We start from the raw sequence: 23682 nt of genomic DNA on the forward strand, positions 1-23682 counted from the left end.
CATGCAAAAACACCTCCGATGTTAGTACTTTTTAAAAGTGTACCACTCCGAAGGTGTTTTATATTGTCTCAAAATTTTAGGTTAGCCCACCGACAACAATGGAGTGGATTGGTTTTTTTGTTCAGTCCATCATGAATTTTTCGATGACGAGGGCAATGCCGTCTTCATCATTAGAGGCAGTCATGTACTGGGCTTTTTCTTTGACGGTATCGGCAGCATTTGCCATGGCAACACCAAGACCGGCCCATTCAATCATCGATAAATCATTGTTGCCGTCTCCGCATGCGATGACATCTGCCTGTTTGATCCCGAGGCGTTCAGCCAGCAACGCGAGACTTGTTCCTTTCGTCACGCCGGCCTCCGTAAATTCGAGGAAAAACGGTTTGGAGCGGGCGACGGCGAGCTCACCGGCTAACTCAAGCTGAAGTTTCAGCTCGACTTCCGCCAAACGATTTTCTTCCGCAAGCATCAAACACTTGACGACCGGTTCTGTAATGGCTGCCTTGAAGTCCGGAACCGTGATGACATCCATTCCTGTCAGTTCGCCTTCAATCGTCGAAAATTCGTTAGCCCGTTCCGTAAAAATCTCGTGCCCGACATATGTGTGGATATCGATATTTTCACGTTTACTTAAATCGTAAAGGCGATGTACGGTTTCCGGAAGAAGGGTACTGGAGAACAGGGACTCGTTTGTTTTACAGTCGATGATCGAAGCCCCGTTGAAACTCAGAATATAACTGCCGTAGCGGGCAAGTTCGAGCTCTTTTGCCAAATCAATCATCGCGTAAGTCGGACGGCCGCTCGCGAGCACGACTTTTTTTCCGCGACGCTGTGCATCGAGTAACGATTGTTTTGTTTTTGGAGAAATCGTGTGGTCGCTCGTCAATAATGTATCGTCAAGATCAAGTACAATCATTTCGTAAGCCATAAATATAAACCCCTTTCGAATATCTGTTACATCTTAACAAGTTGACTCTTCTTCCACAATATACTCTCGCTTGAAAGAGTGTGATAAAGTTTGAGAAGAGCATGTATGGAAAGGATTTAAGTCTGATGAAATATTTTATAATTTTCTTATCGACCCTATATTTGGCCGGATGTGGTCTTACGCTGCCTCATCCTGCTTCCTTGCTGGAGCACCCGGCTTTACCGGAATGGGAAAAGTCATTAAAAGCAAGAATTGATACCGATTTGCCGACAGAGGCGGAAATCGTGGCGCCGCGTAATCAATCCATTTCCAGGCTGTATGAATTGATTGATTTAAACCGGGATGGGCGGGACGAAGCCATTACGTTTTACCGGATTGAACATCAGGGAGCATTTCAAATCAGAGTGTTGGTACATGAACGCCTGAAAAAGAAGTGGGTGTTGCGTGTCAGCCAGCCGATTGCGACAGGCCGATCGATTGACCAACTCCATGTCATCCTGGATGAATCCCAAAAGTCGAATCAACTGATGATTGGTGTGACGAGTCTTGAAAAGAATACCGTTTATCTCCTGAAAGATTTGATGAAGCCATCGATTCACGTTACGAAAATCGATACATATGATCGATTGACGATTGCCGATTTGAATCAGGATCGACGTCAGGATATGGTGTTGCTCAAAAAAGAACAGACGACAGAACTCATATATTATGAAGAAGCCTTAAATCCGACCAACCAGCAAGACATCACACTGCCGGTCAAAGACGGTGATTTGTTTGCGGATCATGACCTGTTTGAAATCGATACCGTCAATCCGGCCAAGAAAAAAGGGGTATTCGTCTCCTTTACCCGTGAAGCCAAGATGCATCTGCTGGTCTTTCAGCTTGAAGAAACCCGGCTGACACCCGTCCGTTGGGGTGAGACATCAGAAATCGTCGAGCCGATGTATACGTTCCCGAAAGATGTCGATCAGGACGGTGTCATCGAATTTGCGCATCAATATACGCCTGACGGAAGCATCGGACGCGCGGCCGAAGAAAAACCGCGGATTACGGCATATTACGCTTGGAATGGCGCCGACGTGCAACCATTTCTCGAAAGCGGCTTTGAACTTCGGGAAGAGCAATACATCGATCTCGAATACAATTTCGTGATGCGTTTCCCGGCAAACTGGGCGACGCGTGAAACGATTGAGAAAAAGGACAACCGGGTCCGGTTCATCAACCGGGATACCGGGACGATTGATTTTGAGCTCGAAATCATTCCGAAGACGCAATACATCGCCAGTCATCGCAAGAAAAAAATCAAAGAAGGCATTGATTACGTGTATGTCATCTCGACCAATCAATCCTATGAAGAGTACGCTGCCAACGTAGCACTCGTGGAATAAAGGAAAAAGCAGGAGGAAAATAAGATGACTAAAATATTAGTGGCCGAGGATGAACATGCGATTCGCAGTTTCATCGTCATTAATTTAAAACGTGCAGGATATGAAGTGATTGAAGCGGAGAACGGACGGGAAGCACTGGACTATTTTGAACAGCAGACGTTCGATATCCTGCTGCTCGACATCATGATGCCCGAAGTCGACGGATTCGCGGTCTGCGAACAGGCCCGCTCGAAAGATGAAGTTGTCGGCATCATCATGCTGACTGCGCGAACGCGCGAAGAAGATAAAGTCATGGGACTCAGCGTCGGGGCGGATGATTATATTGCGAAGCCGTTCAGTCCGGCTGAACTGTTGGCACGTATTCAATCCCTGCTCCGCCGGGTCGAGACGCTCCGCCGCCGGAAACAACCGCGTGAACTGGTCTCCGGACCATTTCGGATTGATCTCGGAGCGAAGCGGGTGCAAAAAGCAGGAGTCGATGTCGAAGTCACACCGACGGAATATGATTTGTTGTGCCATTTCATCAAAAATGAAGATCAAGTCATGTCGCGGGATGAGTTGCTCGATGCGGTGTGGGGCGAAAATTATTTCGGAGATCGTAAGACGGTCGACGTCAACATTCGCCGGTTGCGTCAGAAAATCGAAGAAAATCCAGCGGAACCCCAATTCATCGAGACGTTGTGGGGTCATGGCTATAAGTGGCGTAACGAAAAATGAAACGACAGATTTTGATGCGGTTCATGACGATCATCACGGTGACGGTGCTGCTCGTCATCGGAATCTTATCCTTCGTGACGTATAACTATTATTATGTGACGGCGACCGATGTCTTGAAACGACATGCGAATGCCAGTGCCGTCTTATTTGCGAACAGCGGTCTTGCCTATGATTTTCAAGATTCAGAGGCGACGATTCATGACGTACTCGATTCCTATGCCTACACGGATGCAGAAATCGAAGTCCTAGATGCGAAGGGGATTCCCCGCTATTCGTCGACGGGATTCGTCTCAAAACGAAACATGACGAAACAGGAAGTGACCCGTCTGTTGAGCGGGGGAACAATCACGAAACGTTATGATGATCCGACGACAGGGGAACATCTGCTTGAAGTGACGGAACCGATTGTTTCTTTCGGACAGACGACGGGAGCACTGCGTTATACGACGTCGCTTGCGAAAATCGATCAGCGGGTCATTGAAATTTGTTTGGCGATTCTCCTGTTAGGTGTCGTCATTTGGGGACTGGCCTACATTTATTCGTCCCGTCTCGTATCGTCGATCGTTCGTCCGATTCAGGAAGTCATCGGTGCGTCCGATCAAATTGCCAAACAGCATTATGATGTCAAAGTCAATGAAGAGTATACGTTTGAACTGGGGGAGCTGGCCCGGACGATCAACTATATGGGACAACAGATCAAACAACAGGAAACGTTAAAAGATGAGTTCATTTCCGGTATTTCGCATGAGTTGCGAACACCTTTGACCTCGATCAAAGGGTGGAGTGAAACGTTGCTCGCAGAGCCGGAACGATTGCCGGAAGAAGCCTCGCTCGGAATGGGGATCATCCATTCCGAAACCGAACGCCTGATTTCCCTCGTCGAACAGTTACTGGATTTTTCAAAGCTCGAAACGAGTCGTTTAGTTCTGTACCGGCAGGAAGTGAATCTGACGGAAGTCATCGAGACGGTGACGGCGCAACTCCGGCAAAAGCTGGAGGAGAAAAACATCCGGATCATCCGAAAATTACCGGCACAGGTCGTCGGTTTATATGATGAGAACCGTTTGAAACAGGTCTTTTTGAATTTGCTCGACAATGCAATCCGCTTTTCGCCGGTTGACGGTGAAATTACGATCCGTCTTGTCCGTTCGGAACGTGTCCTCTTTTTATCCTTCAGCGATGAAGGTCCCGGGATTCCGAAAAATCATCTCCGCCACGTGACGGAGAAGTTTTATCAGGTCCAAAAAGGGAAAGGTGGAACAGGACTCGGACTGGCGATTTGCCGGGAACTGGTGGAAGCCCACGAAGGGAAATTGTTCATCGATAACCAACCGGAAGGCGGAGCCATTGCGACCATCCTGTTGCCGGTCACGAAAGCATAACGGGAAAGTCAAATGAGAAGCGCTTTCGAAACTGAACTGGTAAAGTAAAATCAGAATCATGATTCACAGCAAGACGAAACGAATGGAGGAATCAGTCATGGCACTTGGCGTATCGAACGGCAAATTAAGTCCGCTCACAGGGAAACCGAACGCGGTATCGACACAGACGGATAAAGAAGCGTTGAAGATGACACCTTTACCTTTTCACGGAAATCTAGCAGAATCAAAATTTCAAATCATGCGGATTCTTCAAAGTCTTGAGCGGGTGAAAGTAGTCAAAGAAGATTCGACGTACATTCATGCCATCTTCTCGAGTAAAGTGTTTCGTTTTAAAGATGATGTTGAATTTTACTTCGACGAGTCTTCTCAACAAATCCATTTCCGTTCAGCTTCCCGCGTCGGCTATTCCGACTGGGGCGTCAACCGCAAACGAATGGAAGACATCTCGGCACGCTATAAGGAGGCTTCCCGATGAAAAGTTATCAGTTGGTCGTAATCGGCGGCGGAGCAGCTGGAATGACGATTGCAGCAGGGGCTGCCAGTCTCGGCGCACACGTCGCATTAATTGAAAAACATACGCATCTCGGCGGTGATTGCCTGCATTACGGTTGTGTCCCGTCAAAAGCATTGATTGAAGCGGCACACGATGTTCATGTCATGAAGCAGACAGCCGCCAAATACAATGTGACGTTGAACGGGGAAGCGGTCTACAGCAAGACGAAAGCAAGCGTTGACCGTGCCCGGAACATCATCCAGTCGCATGACGGAACAAAACGGTTTAAGGATTTAGGCGTGGATGTCTATATCGGTGAAGCCAGTTTCTTGAGTGCCAATGAAGTGGAAGTGGCGGGGCAGTTGGTCGTCGGAGAGAAATTCGCGATTTCGACCGGATCACAGCCGATTATTCCACCGATTGAGGGTCTCGATACGATTCCGTACTTAACGAATGAGACGATTTTTGAACAAACGGAACGTCCGGAACGATTACTCGTTATCGGCGGCGGTGCGATTGGCCTTGAATTATCGCAAGCTTATGCGCATCTCGGAACGGAAGTAACCGTGATTGAAGGTGCCAAATCACTGATGCCGAAAGAAGACCGCAGTATGGTCGAAGTGTTACAACGGCAAATTGAACAGGAATTGACGCTCCATTTGGATACGACGGTGACAAGTGTCCGTAAAGCGGCAAAAGGAATCGAAGTTACGGTCAAAACCGGTGAAGAGTCCCGTGTCATTGAAACGGATGCCGTCCTCGTTGCGGTCGGTCGCAAGCCGCGGATTGATGCGTTACGTCTCGACCGTGCCGGCGTCCATGTTGAAAAAGGTTATGTTCAAGTTGACGGTTCACTTCGGACGAATCAACGTCATATCTTTGCGGTCGGTGATACGATTCAATCGTTACCGTTTACGCATGTCGCAGGTCTTGAAGGAAAAACCGTCGTCACAAACGCTCTGTTCGGTTTACGGACCAAACCGGATTACCGTGCCGTTCCGTGGGTGACGTTTACGACACCGGAACTGTTCCACCTCGGACTGACGGAAGAAGAAGCCCGTCAAAAGTACAGCGACATCAAAGTCTACGAAACCGGACTGGATGAAGTCGACCGGTTTGTCATCAACGGCCGGACAGAAGGGCGTGTCAAACTGATTGCCGATAAACGCGGGAAATTGATTGGTGCCCATGCCATCGGCGAACAGGCCGGTGAATGGATGCAGGAAGTCGTGTATGCGATGGCTCGCAAAGATAAAGTCGGTCAGCTGTCACGTGTCGTGCATCCGTACCCGATCCGGGGAGCAGCCGTCCAGCGTGCCGCCGATCTTTACTGGCGTGAACGTCTGTTTGACGGTCCATTGCCAAAATGGTTAAAACGATACTTTGATTGGAAACAAGGAGAATAATACATGCAACAATCTGCTAAAAAACGTAATTTCGTTCCGGTCGTCATCCTCTTGACGCTCGTCATCAATCTGTTGGTCGCACTGTTGTTTTTTGCACCGCCTGTTCAGGTCGGTGACGGGTTTGACTGGACGCTGCTTCCTTTTTTAAACGCGATCTTTAACAGCTTTACCTTTATGCTGTTGCTCGGTGCCTGGATTTCGATTCGCCGGGGCAACCGGATCAATCACCGTCGTTTCATCGGCGGTGCCATCACGACGACGACGTTATTCTTGATTTCGTACGTGACGTATCATGCGGTCAGTGAATCAACGAAATTCGGCGGCGAAGGATTTGTCCGTCCCGTCTACTTCTTTATTCTCATTTCGCATATCATTTTGGCGGCGATTATCGTCCCGCTCGTCTTGATGTCACTCGCTCATGCCTTGAATCAAAACTTTGAGAAACATAAAAAGTGGACCCGTTTTACAATGCCGCTTTGGTTATATGTCAGTCTGACGGGTGTCATCGTGTATGTGATGATTCGTCCATATTATTAAACAGCACGTTAAAACAGGCCCATTCCGATTTTTTTCGGAGTGGGCCTGTTTTGATTAGTGAGTGGATATTATGGTTTGACCTTTGTCTCATCGAGGACATTTTGTGCCTTGATATCAATCAGCGGACGGATCAAGACTTCGACCCGGCGATTTTGACTGCGGCCGCTTTCCGTATCATTCGAAGCAATCGGTTGATACTCGCCGTAGCCGCTGACTGTAAATCGTTTAGGGGCCAGTTTTGGATTCCGCTGAAGAGCACGCATGAAACTGATGGCGCGTTCTGCACTGAGTTCCCAGTTCGATGGATATTGAACGGTATTGATCGGAATATTATCGGTATGACCCGACACCTGAATTTGACGCTGTCCCGCTTTGACGAGCAGATTACTCATGCCTTGGGCAATTTGAATCGCGTCACCTTTGACATCTGCTTGGGCAGGGGAGAAGAGAGCCCGGTCGCGAATGGTGAAGACAAGCCCTTCATTCGTAACCTCGACTTTGATGTCCTTCTCAAGCTTCTGTTGTTTGATGTAGTCATTGGCTTCTTCCTTGATTTTTTCAAGTTCAGCAATTTCATAGCTTTGTGCTTTCGTCCGGGCATCCGTCTTTTTCGAGTCCTCTTCTTCTTGTGAGGTCGATAAGGAACTGTTCGTAATCATGCCGGAGCCGCCGTTAAAGACGGAGCTGAACGATTGGGACATCGCTTTCAGCTTGACGGCATCGACGTTACTCGAAGCGAACAGGACAATGAATAAGGCCAGTAACAGCGTCAGGAGATCGGCGTAAGGAATCAGCCAGCCTTCGGAAATGTGTTCGTCATGCGGCTTCTTTTTCCGTTTCATACGTCGCACGCTCCTTCGGTGTCAGATAGACAAGTAACTTATCCTCCAGGTTTTTAGGCGATTCTCCGTTCTGGATCGATAAAATCCCTTCAATCATCATTTCATACAGTTGAATTTCAGTCGCTGATTTTTGCTTTAATTTTGTCGCGAACGGGAACCAGAGGACGTATCCTGTAAAAATCCCGAACAGCGTTGCGATGAAGGCACCGGAAATCGCATGTCCGAGCTTTTCGATATCGGATAAATCAGACAGCGCGGCGACAAGTCCGACGACGGCTCCGAGTACCCCGAGCGTTGGGGCATATGTACCGGCCTGCGTGAAGATATTGGCATTTGCATGATGTCGTTCGGTCATGTTTTCAAGGTCACGCGTCATGACATCTTCGACATATTCCGACGGCTGACCGTCGATGACCATCATGACACCACGGCGCATGAACGCATTATCGACTTCTTCGAGTGCCGTCTCAAGCGACAGCAAACCTTCTTTTCGGGCTTGTGTCGAAAGGGTCAGGAATTGTTGGAGCAATGTTTGTTTCGTCATCAGTTGTTGCTCAAAGAAAATGACTTTAAACAAAGCCGGGATGATCTTTAAACGTTCTTTTGGAAATGAGATCATGATTGCTGCCGCTGTACCGACAAAAATGATGACAAGTGCTGCAGGGTTCAGCAATGCAATCGGGGAGGCCCCTTTTAAAATCATTCCTCCGACTAAGGTGATGAGCCCCAGTATAATACCAATAATCGACACGATATCCATTTCAGTTGTGCCACCTTTCCTCATGTTGTCCAATCGTGAACGAAAAATAAAAAGAGCAGAAGAGGGCGTCTTCTGCTCGGAAATCCAAAAACCGAGAATCACGCGCCGTTTTCGTCGATCAGCAATTGAATGCTTTCGTTTCGTTCGTCACGCTCTATATCGGTTAATACATCGTATTTTTTTAATGCAATATACAATTCGTTTAGAATTGATTGATCCACATGCAGCGATAATAACTCCTCGAATTGATAATATAACTGTGCGGGCATCCATTGCGATTGGCGTTCAAGCCTTCGCGAGACATCTTCAATCGAATGGTCAGCCGTCCTAGGGTCCACTGTTTCCCTCAACCTCCTTTTATGATTAAACGTCGACTTTTATCTATTTTACCAAAAAAAAACGAAAACGTTTAGCAGATTCAAAATTTAAATAGAACAAATGTTTTTGAGGGAGTATGATAGATGCAATTGGGTCATTTCATCTAGGAGGAGTACGAATATGTTTTCTCATAAAAGACGTTCGCGGCTCGCGAAGTTCGGACGGTTCGGGGAACTGATTTATCATCAGTTATTCGATAAACCGGCCCGTTTTATCGCGACCGGTTTTACGTTGACCATCTTATTGGGTGGATTTTTACTGTGGTTACCGATTGCTCAACAGGACGGTCAGGACATACCGTTCATCGACTGTTTGTTTGTCGCGACTTCGGCCGGGACGGTCACCGGTCTTTCGACGGTCAATATTGCCGAATCCTTTAATCTGTTGGGACAAATCATTATGGTGCTGCTGATTCAGGTCGGGGGACTCGGGTTCATGACGATTGCGCTTGTCCTGTTGAGCGTAACAGGACGGAAGATCGGAATCCGGCAACGCATCATCATTCAAGAGATGTTTAATCTCGACAGTCCGGGCGGTACGATCCGTCTGGCCCGGAACATTATTCTGACGACTGTCGTCGTCGAATTGATCGGGATGCTGTTGATTGCGCTTGATCTGTTCATTCAATATAAGTACACGTTCGGTAAGTCCTTGTATTACGGATTGTTCCATGCTGTATCGGCCTTCAATAATGCGGGCTTTGCGTTATGGGGCGATAATCTGGTCGGTTTTCAACAGGATACGACGTTCATCCTGACGATTTCAGCATTACTGATGATCGGTGGACTCGGTTTTACCGTCATCGCGGATATATCGGCTAAACGGAATTTCAAGAAGATCTCCTTACATTCGAAATTGATGCTCTTATCACTTGTCGTCATCAACGGTCTTGGGGTTCTTGCGATGATGATTTATGAGTGGGTATCACATCTCGGATCGCTTCACGATAAATCTTTTTTTGCAGCATTGCACATCGTCTTCTTCCAAGTCGTTACGACGCGGACGGCAGGGTTCCAAACGATCGATTTAACGACGATGGTCCCGTTATCAATCGGCTTGATGATGGTCTTGATGTATATAGGGGCAGGTTCTGCTTCGACAGGATCCGGAATCAAGGTCACGACGGCAGCGGTCATCTTGAAAAACGTCTGGACGTACCTGCGCGGACAACGGGAAACCGTCTTGATGCGGCGAACTGTCCGGCCGCAGGCAATTCAAAAAGCTTACGCCATCGCCGTGTTCAGTCTGTTGTTCATCGCTCTCGTGACGACGTTGCTTGCTTTGTCCCAACCGAATCTCTCCTTTGTCGGTCTGTTTTTCGAGACGGTGTCCGCATTCGGGACAGTTGGTCTGTCGTTGAATGTCACGGCGGAATTAAACGACTTCGGGAAAGCCTTGATCATGTTTATGATGTTACTCGGACGTGTCGGATCGTTAACGATTCTGTTTACGTTTGCCGCTCAACACGATCGTTTGATTCGTTATCCGAAAGAAAATATGCTGATTGGCTGATTTTCCGGGAATGGTTAAAAAAGTGTCGTCTCTCCCATTTTTTATGGGACGGACGACACTTTTTTAATGAACGAAGGACAGGTGTTCTGAAATTGGTCGGATGACAACCCGTGAGTCGGTCATCCGATCGTCGCGCGTCATACTGTTATCTTCAGTAATGTGCCACTTCGACCCATGCAGGATGTTCAAAGCGGTCACGATGTCAAAAAAGGAATGACTTGCATTTCCGTTTGCCAAATAGAGACCGGGAGTATACGTCGTGACGATCGTATAAAGCGTCTGGGCCGTATCCTCTAGAAAAGCACAGGAAGGATACCACTGTGTGCTGGCGGGAATTGGACCTGCGATAGCATGGCGTTCCAAATAATCAATCATATTATTGGAGCCGGCTGCCTGCCCAATCTGCCAACCAATCCGGACGATGTAGGCATCGGGATTGACCGCTTGAATCAGCCGTTCGCACGTTCGTTTGTAAGCTCCGTACTCATCCGTTGCTGCAGGGACGATTGCAGGATCATGAGGTCCTTTTTGTTCGTCGGAATAGACGGAAGCCGTGCTTGTAAAAAGAAACGGAATGTTTCGTTCGAACGACAGTCGTGCAAGTGTTTCGGCGAATTCAGCCGGACCCATCCCGATATGCAGCAAGAGGTCGGGTTGAACACGATCGATGAACGCTTCCATGACGGCAGAATCAGTCGTAGAGACGACGGACCGGTCCCAGGCGGTGATATCGTAGTGATGGGAACGGAAGACGTCTGCGAGAACGGGCGCGACCGTTCCGTTCATACCTGTTATTAAAACATTCATACGGGTTCTCCTGTCTGCGGATGTTTTGTTTTGTAATAGGTGACAAGGCGGGGAATCAGTTCCGCTAAATCCGGACAGATGATACCCGTTCCGTCCAAATCACGTAAGGCGTTACTCGTATCATATCGGGCCGGATGGGCGAAGTAATCGAGTGTCTGCCGTTGCATCTGCAGGCGTTTCGCGATCCGCGGTGTGAGAAGAGACGTGACCAGTCGAAACGGAACAGTACCTCTCGGATATGAACCGTGATAGACGACGTGCAGCATCTCGTAAATCGCGCGGGCACCATGCGGGAACGGATCGGTCAGGTGATACGTCGTCCGGATGCCGGCTGGCGCATGACTGAGATACGTCGTCGCATTGACGACGTAATCATACGGAACAAGATTGACGAGTGCGTTTGCTCGTCCGGCATACGGTAACGGGGCAAAAGGACGGAGCAGCCGTAGCGCATTCAGAACAAAATACACACCATCCCACTTCGGGGTTTCACCGGTCTGGGAATGTCCGACGACGATTCCGGGCCGGATGATCGTATAGGGTAACGTTCCGACTTCTTCACGGAATCGTACTTCTGCCAAATATTTCGTTTCTTCATAGGCATTTTTAAAGTCGACCTGATGTGTTAACTCGTTTTCAGAAATCGTTCCGATCCGGAGACCGGAAACATAAGCCGTACTGAAATAGACATAACGTTCCAGGTGGACGAATGTATGGGCAAGGCGCGTCACATTCGAGGTGCCGGTGACGTTAATCCGAAAGGCAGCAGCGTAAGCAGTCGCCAAGTCATAAAGAGCAGCCAGATGGAAGAGATGAGTGACGCGACTTACCAGCTCCTTCCGGATGGACTCGGGCAAACCCAACCCCTCTTTCGTAATGTCGCCTTCAATTAAAATCAGCTGTTCTTCCTTGAGCGACGTCGTCCGTAAAAACTGTTCCTTCTGCGAGACGGCGCTCGCGTATTCATGTTTAAGATGCAACAGATAAAAGCAGTCGATTTGTTCAGGAACCAAAGCTAAACGTTCGATCAGCTTCGTTGCCAAAAATCCGGGGAATCCTGTCATCAGATAAGTTCGCGTCATTTTTTCTCAAAATCCTTTCGTGGATCCAGCTCCAATACAATCGTGAACGTCGATCCTTGATTTAACTCCGATTCGACGGAGATGGCGCCTCCGTGAGATTCGATGATTTCTTTACAAATAGCTAGTCCTAAGCCGGTTCCGCCGATTTTTCGGACGGCGGAGTTATCGACGCGATAAAATTTCGTGAATAATTTATCAAAAGCGGTGGGCGGAATGCCGATGCCGTAATCTGTCACGCTTAAGATGGCCTGATCTGCTGTTTTTTCCAAACGGACATCAATATGATCAGCGGCAGGGGAATACTTAATGGCATTGGACAACAGATTGATGATGACTTGTTTGACCTTGTCTTCATCGGCAAAAATAAGGATTGGGTCATCGTCCGTCACAGCATGGATCGTATGAATCTCTGCTGTCTCCCCGAAGGTTTCGATCGTTTCTTCCAACAATTGGCGTAACGAAAATGGTTTAAAGGCATAATCCTGTTTGCCGCCTTCCATGCGTTGGATGTCTAAGAAATCATTGAGAAGATTCGTCAGGCGCTTCGCTTCTTCATGGACGATTTCCACATACCGCGTCGTTTTTTCAGGTGTCGGTTGCCGGTAACGCAACAGTTCCATGAAACCAAGGATAGATGAGAGCGGTGTCCGTAATTCATGGGAGACGGTGCTGATCAGTTCATCTTTGACGTGATCCATTTTCTGTTCTTCCGTCCGGTCACGGAAGACGAACAGGAAGCCGTGTCGTGAAAAGCGGCTCCGTTCTTTTTTGATCGAGGTCGCATAAAATTCAAAGTAATGATGACCGGATTCATCCGGTTGCTGCAAGGTGAAGCGGAAGGAGATCTCGGAATGTTTCCCTGCCAACAATTCCTCGACCTGCTGCAGCATGGCGTACCGTGTCGCTAAATCGAGATTCGGAATCATGCTGATCCGTTCCTGGATTTTACTTGGCGCGATACCCGGTACATCCAGCAGCTTGCGTGCTTTGACGTTCATATAGGTAAAACTGCCGTCTTCCCCGGTCAGTAAAAAACCTTCATTGGAAGCTTGGAGAATCGACTGTGTGATATCGCGTTGGCGCATGATGGCATTTTTTTCACGTTCTAACATCTTTTCGATTTTCTTTTGTTCGGTCATGTCGCGAACGACGGCGACGCGCATCCGGGTCTTTTCGTAGGTTATTTCACGGGGAAAGACTTCAATTTCGACAGAAGTGCCGTCCGCCCGCCGCCCGATGACTTCATACGGTTCTTCATGATGCTTCATGATTCGCTGAGTGACGGAGTTCTGAAACTCGGGTTGGATAAAGTCGAGAATCTGATGACCTTTCATCAGTTCGAGTCGGGTCCGGAAAATAATTTCCGCCGCCCGGTTCGCATCGAGAATGAAGCCGTTATCATGAAAGATGACGGCTTCAAGAACCGATTCGGCAATCAGACGGAAACGCCGTTCACTTTTCGCAAGATGCAGCTCGACTTGCTTTTGAGAACTGATATCCGTGATGAATAAAAAGAAACCGCCATTTTGGAGACGCGTCATATACAGGCGGCCGTAGAAATAAGAACCGTCTGTCCGGTGATACGTCCAGTCATTTTCTGTATCCCGTCCGTGTAACAAGAGAATATCTTCATCGGACAAGTTTTTTAGATTTAACTGTTCAAGATGTTGTTTCCGGAGTTGGAATTCTTCCGGATCATGAATCGAGATCGGTGTCATCTCCTGAGGCAGCGCAGCGGGATCGACGCCGAACATCGTGCCGGCTGTCTCGTTGATGGCGGTGATGCGGAAATCCGGATCTGTCACGAGAATCGCGGCATCAATCGTTGAATTCAATAGTTGGTGGAGATCAAGTGACTTGATCGTGACTAAAAAGAAATCCGTCTGCTCGACCGGAGAAATCGTCAACGTGTATGGAAGCGAGACGACTTGAATCCGGCTTGAAATCGGGAAAAGTGTATCCTCCAGTAAGAAGAATGAAGAAAGCGATGTATCAGCTGATGACAGCTGGAACTGATTATGAAATGCAGGGTTCGCAAAGTCGATGATACCAAGTCGATCCACTAACACGACAGGCTCTTCGAGAGCGCGCAACGTTGCATGGATGACTCTGCTGGAAGAAGGAGATGAATGTTCTGCCATGAGCTGCCTCCTTAAAAGAAATGAGCGGTAGACGAATGTGTACAAAAAAGTCAGTAAGGTGACGTATTCTCTATATATTCTCCATCCCATGACGTCGTTCCTATCACTTACGCAAGACAGGCACGAATTTAGTATGATGAATATAGAGAACGAATCCGACTACGGACGGGTGTGACACGTAAACCGACGAGCGGACTCGGAAGGGCGGAACAAAACGATGCAAACACATACGAAACGAAGAATGATTGCCTTCTTATTTGCAGGAGGCGGGGGAGCCGCTGCTTATTTTTTTTCGAGTTCTTGGGAACCTTTAATCTTGATTGTCAGTATAGTAGGGTGTACACTCTTTTTAATCCTTTCCTTCCTGACACCGTCACTCGCCAATCGGCTGGACCGGATGGAAGGACGAGAGTTTGAGGAATGGTTGGTCGAGCTTTTTGAAAAAGCCGGGTATCGTGTCGAGTTGACACCGGCCTCACGTGATTTCGGAGCAGATTTATTGATTGAAGACGCACAAGGGTATAGGATTGCGATTCAAGCGAAACGATATGGTTCGGTCGTAGGACTCGAAGCCGTTCAACAAGTGGCGGCGGCCGTCCCGTTTTACGGTATGGATGAAGGATGGGTCGTGACGAACTCGACCTATACGGAAGCCGCGTATCGTCTGGCAGAACCGAATCAGGTTCGGTTGATTGATCGGAACGAATTACTGGAATTTGCTCATGAAATTGGCTTTCGCTAATGTTGTCGAATGATTGTCGACAAAAGGGGGTTGTCAATTTGTTCAAACGGTGCAATAATCATTTTCGTTAACGAAATATCAGTCAGATAAAGAAAATCAAAATTATACGGAATGTCTAAATATACTGGGGACGAAATACCAGCACTTTTTAGCAGTGAGAGGAGAATTTCTGTTGCGCAAAGTTGTCTATGTGCAGGGTTGCGTTTTTTCGCAAGGTCATGCCGCGATTTATGATGAATCCCACCAAATGATTGGGGCGGTTCAACACGACGATACAGGTCGTGTTCAAGTAATGAATGGTGAAGGTAGAGGGGTAGCGTTTGGTAAGTTCATCCCGACATGCAAGAAATGGGTCGTGATGAACCACGATGGTCAAGAAGTAGGTCAAATGCGTGAGAAATTTTCACTCTTCTCGAAGAAATGTGAGTACAACGTTTACGAACGAGGTACGTACACCATTTCCTTCGACCTGACAAAAGGAAAATTCTCAGTACGGAGTTCAGCGGGAGAAGTCGTCGCAGAATTGCTGCAAGACGGCGATGAATACCGTCTCGTCAAAGATGCGGATAAGCTTTCGATGTACGAATTACTCTCGGTTCTAAAGAGCCTGACGAATAACGTCAACTACAAGTCACTTACAGCAGTCTAAAATAAAAAAGATGTCCGGCCATCGATGATGACCGGACATCTTTTTTTATTAAGTTTGTAAGACATGTTGAAGACGTTGCTTCGCTTCGTGCGTCAGATGCGATATACGGCGCGCATAGAGGCACAGTTGGAGAACGTGGACAGTTTCAGGGCGGTAGGCGTTGATGCGCTCTAAGGACCGTCTCAAGCGTTTTTCCGTCAACTCGATCGGACCGCTTGTTTCCGCATGTTGTGTATACACAAGATAGAAGTCAAGCGGACTGATTAAATCATCTTCATCAATGTTTGGATTTTTGAAGACAATCGTCAATAATTCACGTGTTTCCTCCAGTGAAAACAAATGCTTTAAATCATCCAGTAAGTAAATGATGGCAGCCTGGTTAATGGAATACTTCTTACCCCGGTGCGGAACGCCGATGATGTCACGGACTTCGCGCTTCGTCCAATTTTGAATCGTCGTTGCCGACATATGTTCCCCGATCAATGCATTGGCAAGGTGAACGATTTCATTAATGGATAAACCGTTTTTGGAAGGATCGAACTGTTTGAGACGGGTCATTACTTTCGGCAGATCGGCTTCATCTTCTGACACAAGTGTCCCGATTCCTTTGCCTTCTTTCAAACGAAGCAGGCAACTGGATAACGTTTGTACTGCTTGAGCATCATACATGCAGAATACTTCCTCTCTAGAACGTCATTTGACCTTATGTTAACAAATGAAGGTTCGAAAGAGCAAACGCCAATTGAACGAAGTACAATGAAACTATCAAAAAAGGGGGATTCGTATGGAGTGGATTGCTGCAGTCGGAACAATCGTCATCGTTGGAATCGTCTTAGCCCTTCTCGAATGGACGGGAAAAAAATTGCAGATGCAACCCGAGACGATACGGAAGTGGATTCATATCGCGGTCGGGCACTGGGTGTTTTTAGCCCTCGCTTGGATGGAGCATTGGTATGTCGCCATCACACCGCTGCTTTTTTTCACACTGATCAATTGGATTACATTGAAACGAGGGACCGGGCGGATGAATCAGGTGGAACGGGTTTCGTATGGAACAGTGTATTACCCGATGGCCTTGGCCCTGCTGGTTCTGTTCTTTTTCGAACAGGAACCGATGGCGCTTGTCGCAGGAAGTATGGTCCTTGCCTGGGGAGACGGATTAGCCGCCCTCGTCGGAAAACGCTTTGGGAAAACATTCTACACCCGCGGAAAAATCCGTCGTTCGTTCGAAGGTAGCATCGCGATGTTTCTCGCCTCGTTTCTCGTGTTGACAGTGACCTTCCTATTGTATGAAGAACCGGCTTGGCTTGCCGTCAGTTACGGTTTTTTACTGGCCAACATTGCGGCCTTGATTGAAGCGGTCTCTTACCGGGATACCGATAACCTGTTGATTCCGCTGACGATCGGAGCTCTTGTCGCATTCGCCCTGTGAATTACGAACGGTGCAACAGACAACGCATGAAATACCGGGACCGGATCGTCAGGTAGAGCGGAATGGACCGGATTCCGGCATGGCGATACGTCAAGTCACGGCAAAGCGTATCAAAAACGGTCCGACACATCCGGTCTTTCGTCTGATCGTAGACGGCTGCCCACATGCTGTGTTCGACCATCAGGGAAAGCATGGAATCGAGCCGAAAGACGGTTGCTTCATCCGGTTCGCCGTCCAGTGCCTGTTGGAATAACTCATAACGCATTTCCGCATTGTTGGCGGCGATCGAATGGAACACCATATCGTGGTGGTGTTCCGGAATTTCGAACAGCAATGAGTAAAGAGACTCCAGCACATGTTCATCATGCCCCGGCATCGACTGCATCATATCGATGGTCATCAAGGTCCCTTCTCCACCGGGACCGATTTTTTTCAGGTATTGGAGTGCATGAGACGCGGCCTCGCCGAAAAATTCCCGTTCGTGATAATGAACGGCTAAATGACGATGCACACTCGGCTCCTCCGGAAAAAGCGACAACGCATCCAGGAAATGCCGTTCGGCCTCATGTTGAAAATTTTCGACTTCACTCATCAAACCGAGCAGCAGGTGCGCCCGGACATGATCACCGGTTTCGGAACGTGCCTGTTCAAGTTGTCGACGTGCGGCTGAAAAGTTTTGTTCGTGAAAGAAAGCATAGGCTTTGGCAATCCCGGGAAGCGGATGCCCAGGGTCCAACTGGTGCAGGCGTTCAATTTTTTGCTGAAACAGCTTGGGTTCAAATTCAGACGTCAAATGCGACAACAGATCAAGCTCTGCGAAAGGGATTGTAATCTCATTTGATTGTGCTTGTAACGTATGGATCATGTGAAGACCACCTTATGTCATGTGATATCTTCATGATAATGGAAAGAGAAGACAAGAAACAGCCCATTGCTTCAGCAACGGGCTGTTTCTTGTCTTTATCAGATAGGCTTAAGCGTGTAGATGAAGCACATCTTCCACCGATTTGTACGTGTATCCAAGATCGCGTGCAACTGCTTCGTACGTGACGAATCCTTGGGCAACGTTCAGACCTTTTTCAAGAGCGACGTTTTCAGCCAGCGCGCGATGCGTGCCTTTGTTCGCAAGCTCTAATACATAAGGAAGTGTCGCGTTCGTCAAAGCGAGTGTCGATGTGCGTGGAACCGCACCTGGCATGTTGGCGACCGCATAGTGAACGACACCGAACTTCTCATATGTCGGATCATCGTGTGTCGAAATACGATCAACTGTTTCGAAGATTCCACCTTGGTCGATCGCTACGTCAACGATGACAGAACCCGGTTTCATCCGCTCGACCATTTCAGCCGTGACAAGTTTCGGAGCTTTTGCTCCAGGAATCAAGACGGCACCGACAACGAGATCACTTTCAGCGACAGCTTCTGCGATCGTATACGGGTTTGAAATCAATGTGTTGATGGAATTACCGAAAATATCATCGAGTTGACGAAGGCGTTCCGGACTGACATCGATGATTGTTACGTCTGCACCGAGACCAACCGCAAGTTTCGCTGCGTTTGTTCCAACGACACCACCGCCGATGACCGTTACTTTACCGCGACGCACACCCGGAACACCTGCGAGCAGGATTCCCATGCCGCCGTGTGGTTTTTCGAGGAACTGCGCTCCGATTTGTGATGCCATCCGACCAGCGACTTCGCTCATTGGTGTCAAGAGTGGTAATGTCCGGTTTTTTTCGACCGTTTCGTATGCGATAGCTGTAATTTTTGAATCGACGAGTGCGCGTGTCAATTCAGGTTCTGCAGCCAGGTGAAGATATGTGAACAGTGTCAGTTCCGGACGGAAGTATTGATATTCTGAAGCAACCGGTTCTTTCACTTTCAGTGCGAGTTCTGCAGTCGCCCAAACTTCAGCCGCTGTCTCGATGATTTGTGCCCCTGCTTGCGTGTACTCTTCGTTTGTAAAGCCGCTCCCCATACCAGCAGTTGTTTCGACGATGACCGTATGTCCTTGACCCGTTAATGCTGCTACCCCAGCAGGCGTTAACGCGACACGGTTTTCATTGTTTTTGATTTCCTTTAATACTCCGATGATCATAAATGCGATCCCCTTTCGCGAATAAACAAACAGTGTGTCACTTCTTCTTCAGTATACGAGAAATGAAAGCGCTCTACTTTATCGGCGATTTCAAAAATACAAGCAATCCTTTGTGAAAAATCACAAAGGATAACGGTCTGCTTTTAGGTATAGGTAGAGAAGGGCCCGTTCCGGAAGCGACTCCATCCGAATACCGGCTTCTTCTTCGATTCTTCGCATCCGGTACAAAATCGTATTCGGGTGAACATGGAGATGAGAAGCGACCTGTTTGACGTTTCCGTCATAATGAAGGAACCATTCCAACGTCTCGCAAAGGGAAGCGGCATGCTTCTCGTCATAGGAACGCAAGCGTTCGATTTCTTCCAAGCGGACAGTTCTTCTGCGCAACCGTTCAGAAAAAATCGGCAAGAGTTGAAACAGACCAAGACGTTCATATCGTGTAACCGTACTAAGTTCAAACGGAAAAGCATCTTTTAACCGCAGAACGATGCCGGTTTCCTCGTACCGTTCCGGAATCGACTGGACGCCGGTAAACACTTCGCTGCTGGCAGAGATGAAGTTCGTATAATTAAACCGTTCCGCGAGCATCTGTCGGAATGACTGGATGAACGCATCGAACTGGAGTCGTTCATGATGGGCATCTTGATCGTTTGTGCTGATCCACAAAATAAAATCAGTTTCATCATATGCGTACAAAAGCGGTCGGACGGTTTGCTGGATAGTCAGCAAATAGCGTAAACGATCCGCGAGTCGTGGCGTGATGGCTTCTGAAAACCGGATCACCATCAGACGGCTGATTCCGGGTGGCGCAACATGTAACTTAGAGAAGGTCTTTAAAATTTCCGATTCGGGCATGTCTTCATGCAGTAGTTCAAAAAAGAATTGTTCCGTTTTTTCTTCCTGGCGTTTCTTTTGCATGTCGATCGCGAGCAACTGGCGCTGGGCAAGCAACGCTCCTTTTTTTAAATCGGATAACTCCGTTTCCGAAAAGGGAGTGCTGCGGGCAATCGACCAAATATACCCTAAAATTTCTGTGTCCTGTTTGATTGCAATCGCGACGCGGTCATTCAATCCGACACCCGTCCGGGCTGAAATGATTAAAGGTTCGTCTTGCGCAGCAAGATTCTGGATGACTTCGTCTTTCCACAGTTGATCGATGACCGATTCGGGGACGCGCCGCCCAATAATTGTTGCAATCCGGGCCGGATCCGTATCAGCTGTGTGTGTGCTGTAGGCAAGTAACCGGTGATTCCGGTCCTCGATCGTAATGGGAGCACTCAGTGCGACACCAATCGCTTCGGCTAAATCCTCAAGGGAATGATACGTCGCTTCCAACATAAAAATCAGACCTTCTTTCTCTATTTAAAAAATCCTATTGAAGTAAGTATATCTTTGGTTGTGTACAAGCACAAAGAAATTCCTGTAAGTTGTAAATTTTAACAAAATATAAAACGACTCCACGTCAAAATCAGACACAAAAAACCTCCCGACAGTTAACCGGATTTACCGGGGAACTGTCGGGAGGCGAGATTATACAAAGAATCAGCGGCGGACAGAGCGTTTACGACTGTAGACGACAAGTGTCAGCAAGAAGACAAGACTGAGGGCAATCAAGACAATCAGTGAAGCCGTATTGAAATGAAGGACCTCAAGAAGAACGCTTGTTGCAACGGTCAGATAAAAAATACCGAGATATTTTTTGACGAACGGGCTGTCGAAATGCGCCAATTGTTTGGCCCCGATCGGTGCACCGAGTAAAGCTCCGATGATCAACATGACTCCGACGAGCAGATCGACATCGGTACTTGCGACCGTATAGTTGACGAGCCCGGACAAGACGATCAATAAGGCAGAAGCAATACTTGTTCCGACTGCGCGCTTCAACTCATATCCGGCAATACCGACCAGGAGCGGCGTGATGATAAAACCACCGCTGACACCGAGCAACGACGAGATGAATCCGGCAAACAGTCCGATGAATCCAAGCGCCAGGTAACGGTTTTTCCAACCGGTCTGTGATCCGGTCGTTGTTTTGGGACGTAAAAATTTATTGGCGAAATACAGCAGCAAACCAATATAGACGATCGAGATGACGAGATGGGCACCGTTCACTTCTTCCAAGCGGAGAACGATCGGCGTTGCGATGGTAGAACCGATGATCCCGACGAGACCGACGACCAGACTGTCACGCCAGACCACGTTTTTAAGGCGCAAGTGTGAGAGCGTACCAGATACGGTCGAGCCGAGCGTCAACATTAAGCTGGTCGCGATGGCGACGCTCGGGGCAAAACCGAGAATCAGCAAAAGCGGTGTTAAGATGATGCCGCCGCCGATTCCGAAGAAACCGGAGATGATACCAATGAAAAAGCCGAGCGGTAAAAAATAATAAAATTCCATTTGAGACATTCCTTTCACGTTCTTTCATACGGTTAGTATGGCAATCCCTTCGCAAAATGTAAAAGGGAACGGCTCCTTCAAGGGGGTTGAAGGAGCCGTTAAGGGGATTATTCTTTTGATGCCGCAACTTCAGTTGCTGTATCAATACCGGTATTGGCTTTGACAAGAATACGTTCGAAGTTACCGGCCACTTCGTCCGATTTCGTAACAAGTGTTCCGATGATCGCACCTAGAAAACCAAGTGGAATCGAAACAATTCCCGGATTCGACAGTGGGAATAACGCTTCCCCGACGAATAAGGCTGAACCGTCGACTGCCCAGATGTTAGGACTGAGCGCGACGAGAAGCAGTGAAGAGAAAAGACCGACGACCATACCTGTGACAGCTCCGCCAGTATTGAAACGGCGCCAGAAAATCGTCAGCAAAATGACGGGCAGGTTAGCACTGGCTGCAACTGCAAAGGCCAGTGAAACGAGGAAAGCGACATTCATCGATTGCGCGAATAACGCCAGTACCATCGAAACGAGTGCGACGGCAATGGAAGCGAGACGGGCAGCCGTCATTTGTTCTTTTTCCGTCGCTTGTCCTTTGCGCAGGATGTGACTGTAGAAATCATGGGCAAAGGCGGAAGCAGCCGATAAAACGAGTCCGGCGACGACGGCAAGGATGGTCGCAAAAGCAACAGCCGCAACAAAGGCGAACAGTAAGTCTCCGCCAAGCGCCTGCGCAAGGAGAGGGGCCGCCATGTTACCGGCAGCATTCGCAGCAATGATGTCATCTGCTCCGACGAAAGCCGCGGCTCCAAAGCCGAGGAAAATCGTTAAGATATAAAACGCACCGATGATCCAGGTCGCATACACTACTGATTTCCGGGCAGTCGGTGCATCTTTAACCGTAAAGAAGCGGATTAAGATATGCGGCAAGCCGGCTGTTCCGAGAACAAGTGCCAAGTTTAAGGAAATCGTATCGAGCGGCAACTTAAACTTATTACCGGGGTTCAGGAATGAATCACCGAGCGGCGTTGCTTGTTTCACTTCCGAAAACATCTTCATGACTGAGAAGTCGAATTTAGCAAATACCATAAAGGAAATAACAGCTGTTCCGGCCATCAACAGAATGGCTTTAATGATTTGCACCCAGGAAGTGGCCGTCATCCCGCCGAACACAACGTACACCGTCATCAAAATACCGACGATGATGACACTTGTCGTATAAGGAATCCCGAGTAATAACTCAATCAGGGCACCGGCTCCTACCAACTGGGCAATCATATAGAAAATGGAGATGACGATGGAGTTCATCGCTGCGACACCCCGAACTTTCGAGGCATTAAAGCGGGCGGCAATCATATCTGCCATCGTATATTTTCCTAAATTACGCAACGGTTCGGCGACAAGGTAAAGAACGACGAGGTAGGCGACCAGGAAACCGATCGAATAAAAGAATCCGTCAAATCCGGCCAAGGCAATCATTCCGGCAATTCCAAGGAAAGAAGCAGCTGACATATAGTCGCCGGCAATGGCAATTCCGTTTTGGGCACCGGTCAAACCACCGTCCGCGGTATAAAAATCGTTTGCCGTCTTCGTTTTACGGGCGGCGAAGTATGTAATGACGAGTGTCAACCCGACAATCGCGGCGAATAGGGTGACAGCTGTATAGTTCATTTCGATTCCTCCTTGATTTGTTCGACCAACCGATCAAACGAACGTGCTTTTTTGCTGTAAAGGGTACAGAACGTCCACGTCATGATGAACTGCAGGAAAGCGAATAGCCAAGCTCCTGTAATATCACCAAGCAACGGCCGATTCAAGAAGGTAAAATAGCTGGTCATGATAGGCAACGTAAAATAAAAAATGAGACAAAATAGAATAGCAGGTAAGATGAATGCCTTTTTTTCTCGCATCAATTGTTTAAATGATGGACTTTCGACAATCGCTTCAGCAGAGCGTGTTGTTTCCGTCTTAGCTGTTTCGGATACCTGATGCATGGGA

24 protein-coding genes are annotated in these 23682 nt (G+C 48.1%); 10 read left to right on the forward strand and 14 right to left on the reverse strand.

Going from position 1 to position 23682, the window contains the following annotated elements:
- Positions 1 to 121 precede the first annotated feature (121 nt).
- Positions 122 to 928 carry a Cof-type HAD-IIB family hydrolase gene (locus KNQ07_RS10065; protein ID WP_012371750.1) on the reverse strand — a complete coding sequence of 269 codons (807 nt, stop codon included), beginning with the start codon at positions 926 to 928 and terminating at the stop codon, positions 122 to 124.
- Between the two features lie 125 nt (positions 929 to 1053).
- On the opposite strand from KNQ07_RS10065, the gene KNQ07_RS10070 reads away from it, so the two are divergent.
- The 6 genes from KNQ07_RS10070 (at position 1054) to KNQ07_RS10095 (ending at position 6851) form a co-directional block, all read left to right on the forward strand.
- Complete coding sequence (locus tag KNQ07_RS10070) at positions 1054 to 2316, forward strand: hypothetical protein (protein WP_251139521.1); 1263 nt, start codon at positions 1054 to 1056, stop codon at positions 2314 to 2316.
- 24 nt (positions 2317 to 2340) lie between these two features.
- Complete coding sequence (locus KNQ07_RS10075) at positions 2341 to 3033, forward strand: response regulator transcription factor (protein ID WP_012371748.1); 693 nt, start codon at positions 2341 to 2343, stop codon at positions 3031 to 3033.
- Positions 3030 to 4415 carry a sensor histidine kinase gene (locus KNQ07_RS10080; RefSeq protein WP_012371747.1) on the forward strand — a complete coding sequence of 462 codons (1386 nt, stop codon included), beginning with the start codon at positions 3030 to 3032 and terminating at the stop codon, positions 4413 to 4415. Before KNQ07_RS10075 ends, KNQ07_RS10080 begins: the two co-directional genes overlap by 4 nt.
- A 97-nt stretch (positions 4416 to 4512) precedes the next feature.
- On the forward strand, positions 4513 to 4890 hold the full coding sequence (locus tag KNQ07_RS10085) for a DUF1499 domain-containing protein (RefSeq protein WP_214766447.1): 378 nt from the start codon (positions 4513 to 4515) through the stop codon (positions 4888 to 4890).
- Positions 4887 to 6314, forward strand: a complete 1428-nt coding sequence (locus KNQ07_RS10090; RefSeq protein WP_214766449.1) for a dihydrolipoyl dehydrogenase family protein — start codon at positions 4887 to 4889, stop codon at positions 6312 to 6314. The genes KNQ07_RS10085 and KNQ07_RS10090 overlap by 4 nt, the downstream gene beginning before the upstream one ends.
- 3 nt (positions 6315 to 6317) lie before the next feature.
- Positions 6318 to 6851 (forward strand): DUF420 domain-containing protein, encoded by a 534-nt coding sequence (locus KNQ07_RS10095; RefSeq protein WP_012371744.1) that lies wholly within the window; start codon positions 6318 to 6320, stop codon positions 6849 to 6851.
- Between the two features lie 68 nt (positions 6852 to 6919).
- Here KNQ07_RS10095 and motB read toward each other — a convergent pair whose 3' ends face one another.
- The 3 genes from motB to KNQ07_RS10110 all read right to left on the reverse strand — a co-directional run bounded on the left by motB (position 6920) and on the right by KNQ07_RS10110 (position 8791).
- Positions 6920 to 7693, reverse strand: coding sequence for a flagellar motor protein MotB (gene motB / locus KNQ07_RS10100; RefSeq protein WP_214766451.1), 774 nt, complete (start codon positions 7691 to 7693; stop codon positions 6920 to 6922).
- Positions 7668 to 8453, reverse strand: a complete 786-nt coding sequence (gene motA, locus KNQ07_RS10105; RefSeq protein WP_012371742.1) for a flagellar motor stator protein MotA — start codon at positions 8451 to 8453, stop codon at positions 7668 to 7670. The genes motB and motA overlap by 26 nt, the downstream gene beginning before the upstream one ends.
- A 98-nt stretch (positions 8454 to 8551) precedes the next feature.
- Complete coding sequence (locus KNQ07_RS10110) at positions 8552 to 8791, reverse strand: hypothetical protein (RefSeq protein WP_012371741.1); 240 nt, start codon at positions 8789 to 8791, stop codon at positions 8552 to 8554.
- Positions 8792 to 8951: 160 nt separating this feature from the next.
- On the opposite strand from KNQ07_RS10110, the gene KNQ07_RS10115 reads away from it, so the two are divergent.
- Positions 8952 to 10343 carry a TrkH family potassium uptake protein gene (locus KNQ07_RS10115; RefSeq protein WP_214766453.1) on the forward strand — a complete coding sequence of 464 codons (1392 nt, stop codon included), beginning with the start codon at positions 8952 to 8954 and terminating at the stop codon, positions 10341 to 10343.
- A gap of 63 nt (positions 10344 to 10406) precedes the next feature.
- On the opposite strand, the gene KNQ07_RS10120 is transcribed toward KNQ07_RS10115, so the two are convergent.
- From KNQ07_RS10120 to KNQ07_RS10130, 3 genes are read right to left on the reverse strand one after another with little or no spacing between them, the layout of a single operon-like run.
- Complete coding sequence (locus KNQ07_RS10120) at positions 10407 to 11150, reverse strand: sugar nucleotide-binding protein (protein WP_012371739.1); 744 nt, start codon at positions 11148 to 11150, stop codon at positions 10407 to 10409.
- Positions 11147 to 12232 (reverse strand): SDR family oxidoreductase, encoded by a 1086-nt coding sequence (locus KNQ07_RS10125; RefSeq protein WP_214766455.1) that lies wholly within the window; start codon positions 12230 to 12232, stop codon positions 11147 to 11149. The genes KNQ07_RS10120 and KNQ07_RS10125 overlap by 4 nt, the downstream gene beginning before the upstream one ends.
- Positions 12229 to 14373: a PAS domain-containing sensor histidine kinase gene (locus KNQ07_RS10130; protein WP_214766457.1), complete on the reverse strand. Its 2145-nt coding sequence runs from the start codon at positions 14371 to 14373 to the stop codon at positions 12229 to 12231. Before KNQ07_RS10130 ends, KNQ07_RS10125 begins: the two co-directional genes overlap by 4 nt.
- Positions 14374 to 14590: 217 nt before the next feature.
- Between KNQ07_RS10130 and KNQ07_RS10135 the strand changes: the two genes are divergently transcribed.
- Positions 14591 to 15115 carry a restriction endonuclease gene (locus KNQ07_RS10135; protein ID WP_012371736.1) on the forward strand — a complete coding sequence of 175 codons (525 nt, stop codon included), beginning with the start codon at positions 14591 to 14593 and terminating at the stop codon, positions 15113 to 15115.
- Between the two features lie 172 nt (positions 15116 to 15287).
- Positions 15288 to 15764, forward strand: a complete 477-nt coding sequence (locus KNQ07_RS10140) for an LURP-one-related family protein (protein WP_012371735.1) — start codon at positions 15288 to 15290, stop codon at positions 15762 to 15764.
- Between the two features lie 48 nt (positions 15765 to 15812).
- On the opposite strand, the gene KNQ07_RS10145 is transcribed toward KNQ07_RS10140, so the two are convergent.
- On the reverse strand, positions 15813 to 16433 hold the full coding sequence (locus KNQ07_RS10145; RefSeq protein WP_012371734.1) for a DUF1836 domain-containing protein: 621 nt from the start codon (positions 16431 to 16433) through the stop codon (positions 15813 to 15815).
- Between the two features lie 115 nt (positions 16434 to 16548).
- On the opposite strand from KNQ07_RS10145, the gene KNQ07_RS10150 reads away from it, so the two are divergent.
- On the forward strand, positions 16549 to 17196 hold the full coding sequence (locus KNQ07_RS10150) for a diacylglycerol/polyprenol kinase family protein (RefSeq protein WP_131503489.1): 648 nt from the start codon (positions 16549 to 16551) through the stop codon (positions 17194 to 17196).
- A gap of 1 nt (position 17197) precedes the next feature.
- Here KNQ07_RS10150 and KNQ07_RS10155 read toward each other — a convergent pair whose 3' ends face one another.
- From KNQ07_RS10155 to KNQ07_RS10180, 6 genes are all read right to left on the reverse strand, one after another.
- The gene (locus KNQ07_RS10155) at positions 17198 to 18061 is read right to left on the reverse strand and encodes a tetratricopeptide repeat protein (protein ID WP_214766459.1); all 864 of its coding nucleotides are present in this window, start codon (positions 18059 to 18061) and stop codon (positions 17198 to 17200) included.
- A gap of 108 nt (positions 18062 to 18169) precedes the next feature.
- Positions 18170 to 19294, reverse strand: coding sequence for an alanine dehydrogenase (gene ald, locus KNQ07_RS10160; protein ID WP_214766461.1), 1125 nt, complete (start codon positions 19292 to 19294; stop codon positions 18170 to 18172).
- 120 nt (positions 19295 to 19414) lie between these two features.
- Positions 19415 to 20632, reverse strand: coding sequence for a PucR family transcriptional regulator (locus KNQ07_RS10165; protein WP_114596638.1), 1218 nt, complete (start codon positions 20630 to 20632; stop codon positions 19415 to 19417).
- Between the two features lie 204 nt (positions 20633 to 20836).
- The gene (locus KNQ07_RS10170; protein ID WP_012371729.1) at positions 20837 to 21691 is read right to left on the reverse strand and encodes a sulfite exporter TauE/SafE family protein; all 855 of its coding nucleotides are present in this window, start codon (positions 21689 to 21691) and stop codon (positions 20837 to 20839) included.
- Between the two features lie 107 nt (positions 21692 to 21798).
- Entirely contained in the window at positions 21799 to 23355 is a 1557-nt protein-coding gene (locus KNQ07_RS10175; protein ID WP_214766463.1) for a solute symporter family protein, read from the reverse strand.
- Positions 23352 to 23678: a DUF485 domain-containing protein gene (locus KNQ07_RS10180; protein WP_131503487.1), complete on the reverse strand. Its 327-nt coding sequence runs from the start codon at positions 23676 to 23678 to the stop codon at positions 23352 to 23354. Before KNQ07_RS10180 ends, KNQ07_RS10175 begins: the two co-directional genes overlap by 4 nt.
- Between the last annotated feature and the right edge of the window lie 4 nt (positions 23679 to 23682).

Origin of the sequence: Exiguobacterium sp. s145, assembly GCF_018618835.1 — a bacterium.
Taxonomy (GTDB): Bacteria; Bacillota; Bacilli; order Exiguobacteriales; family Exiguobacteriaceae; genus Exiguobacterium_A; species Exiguobacterium_A artemiae.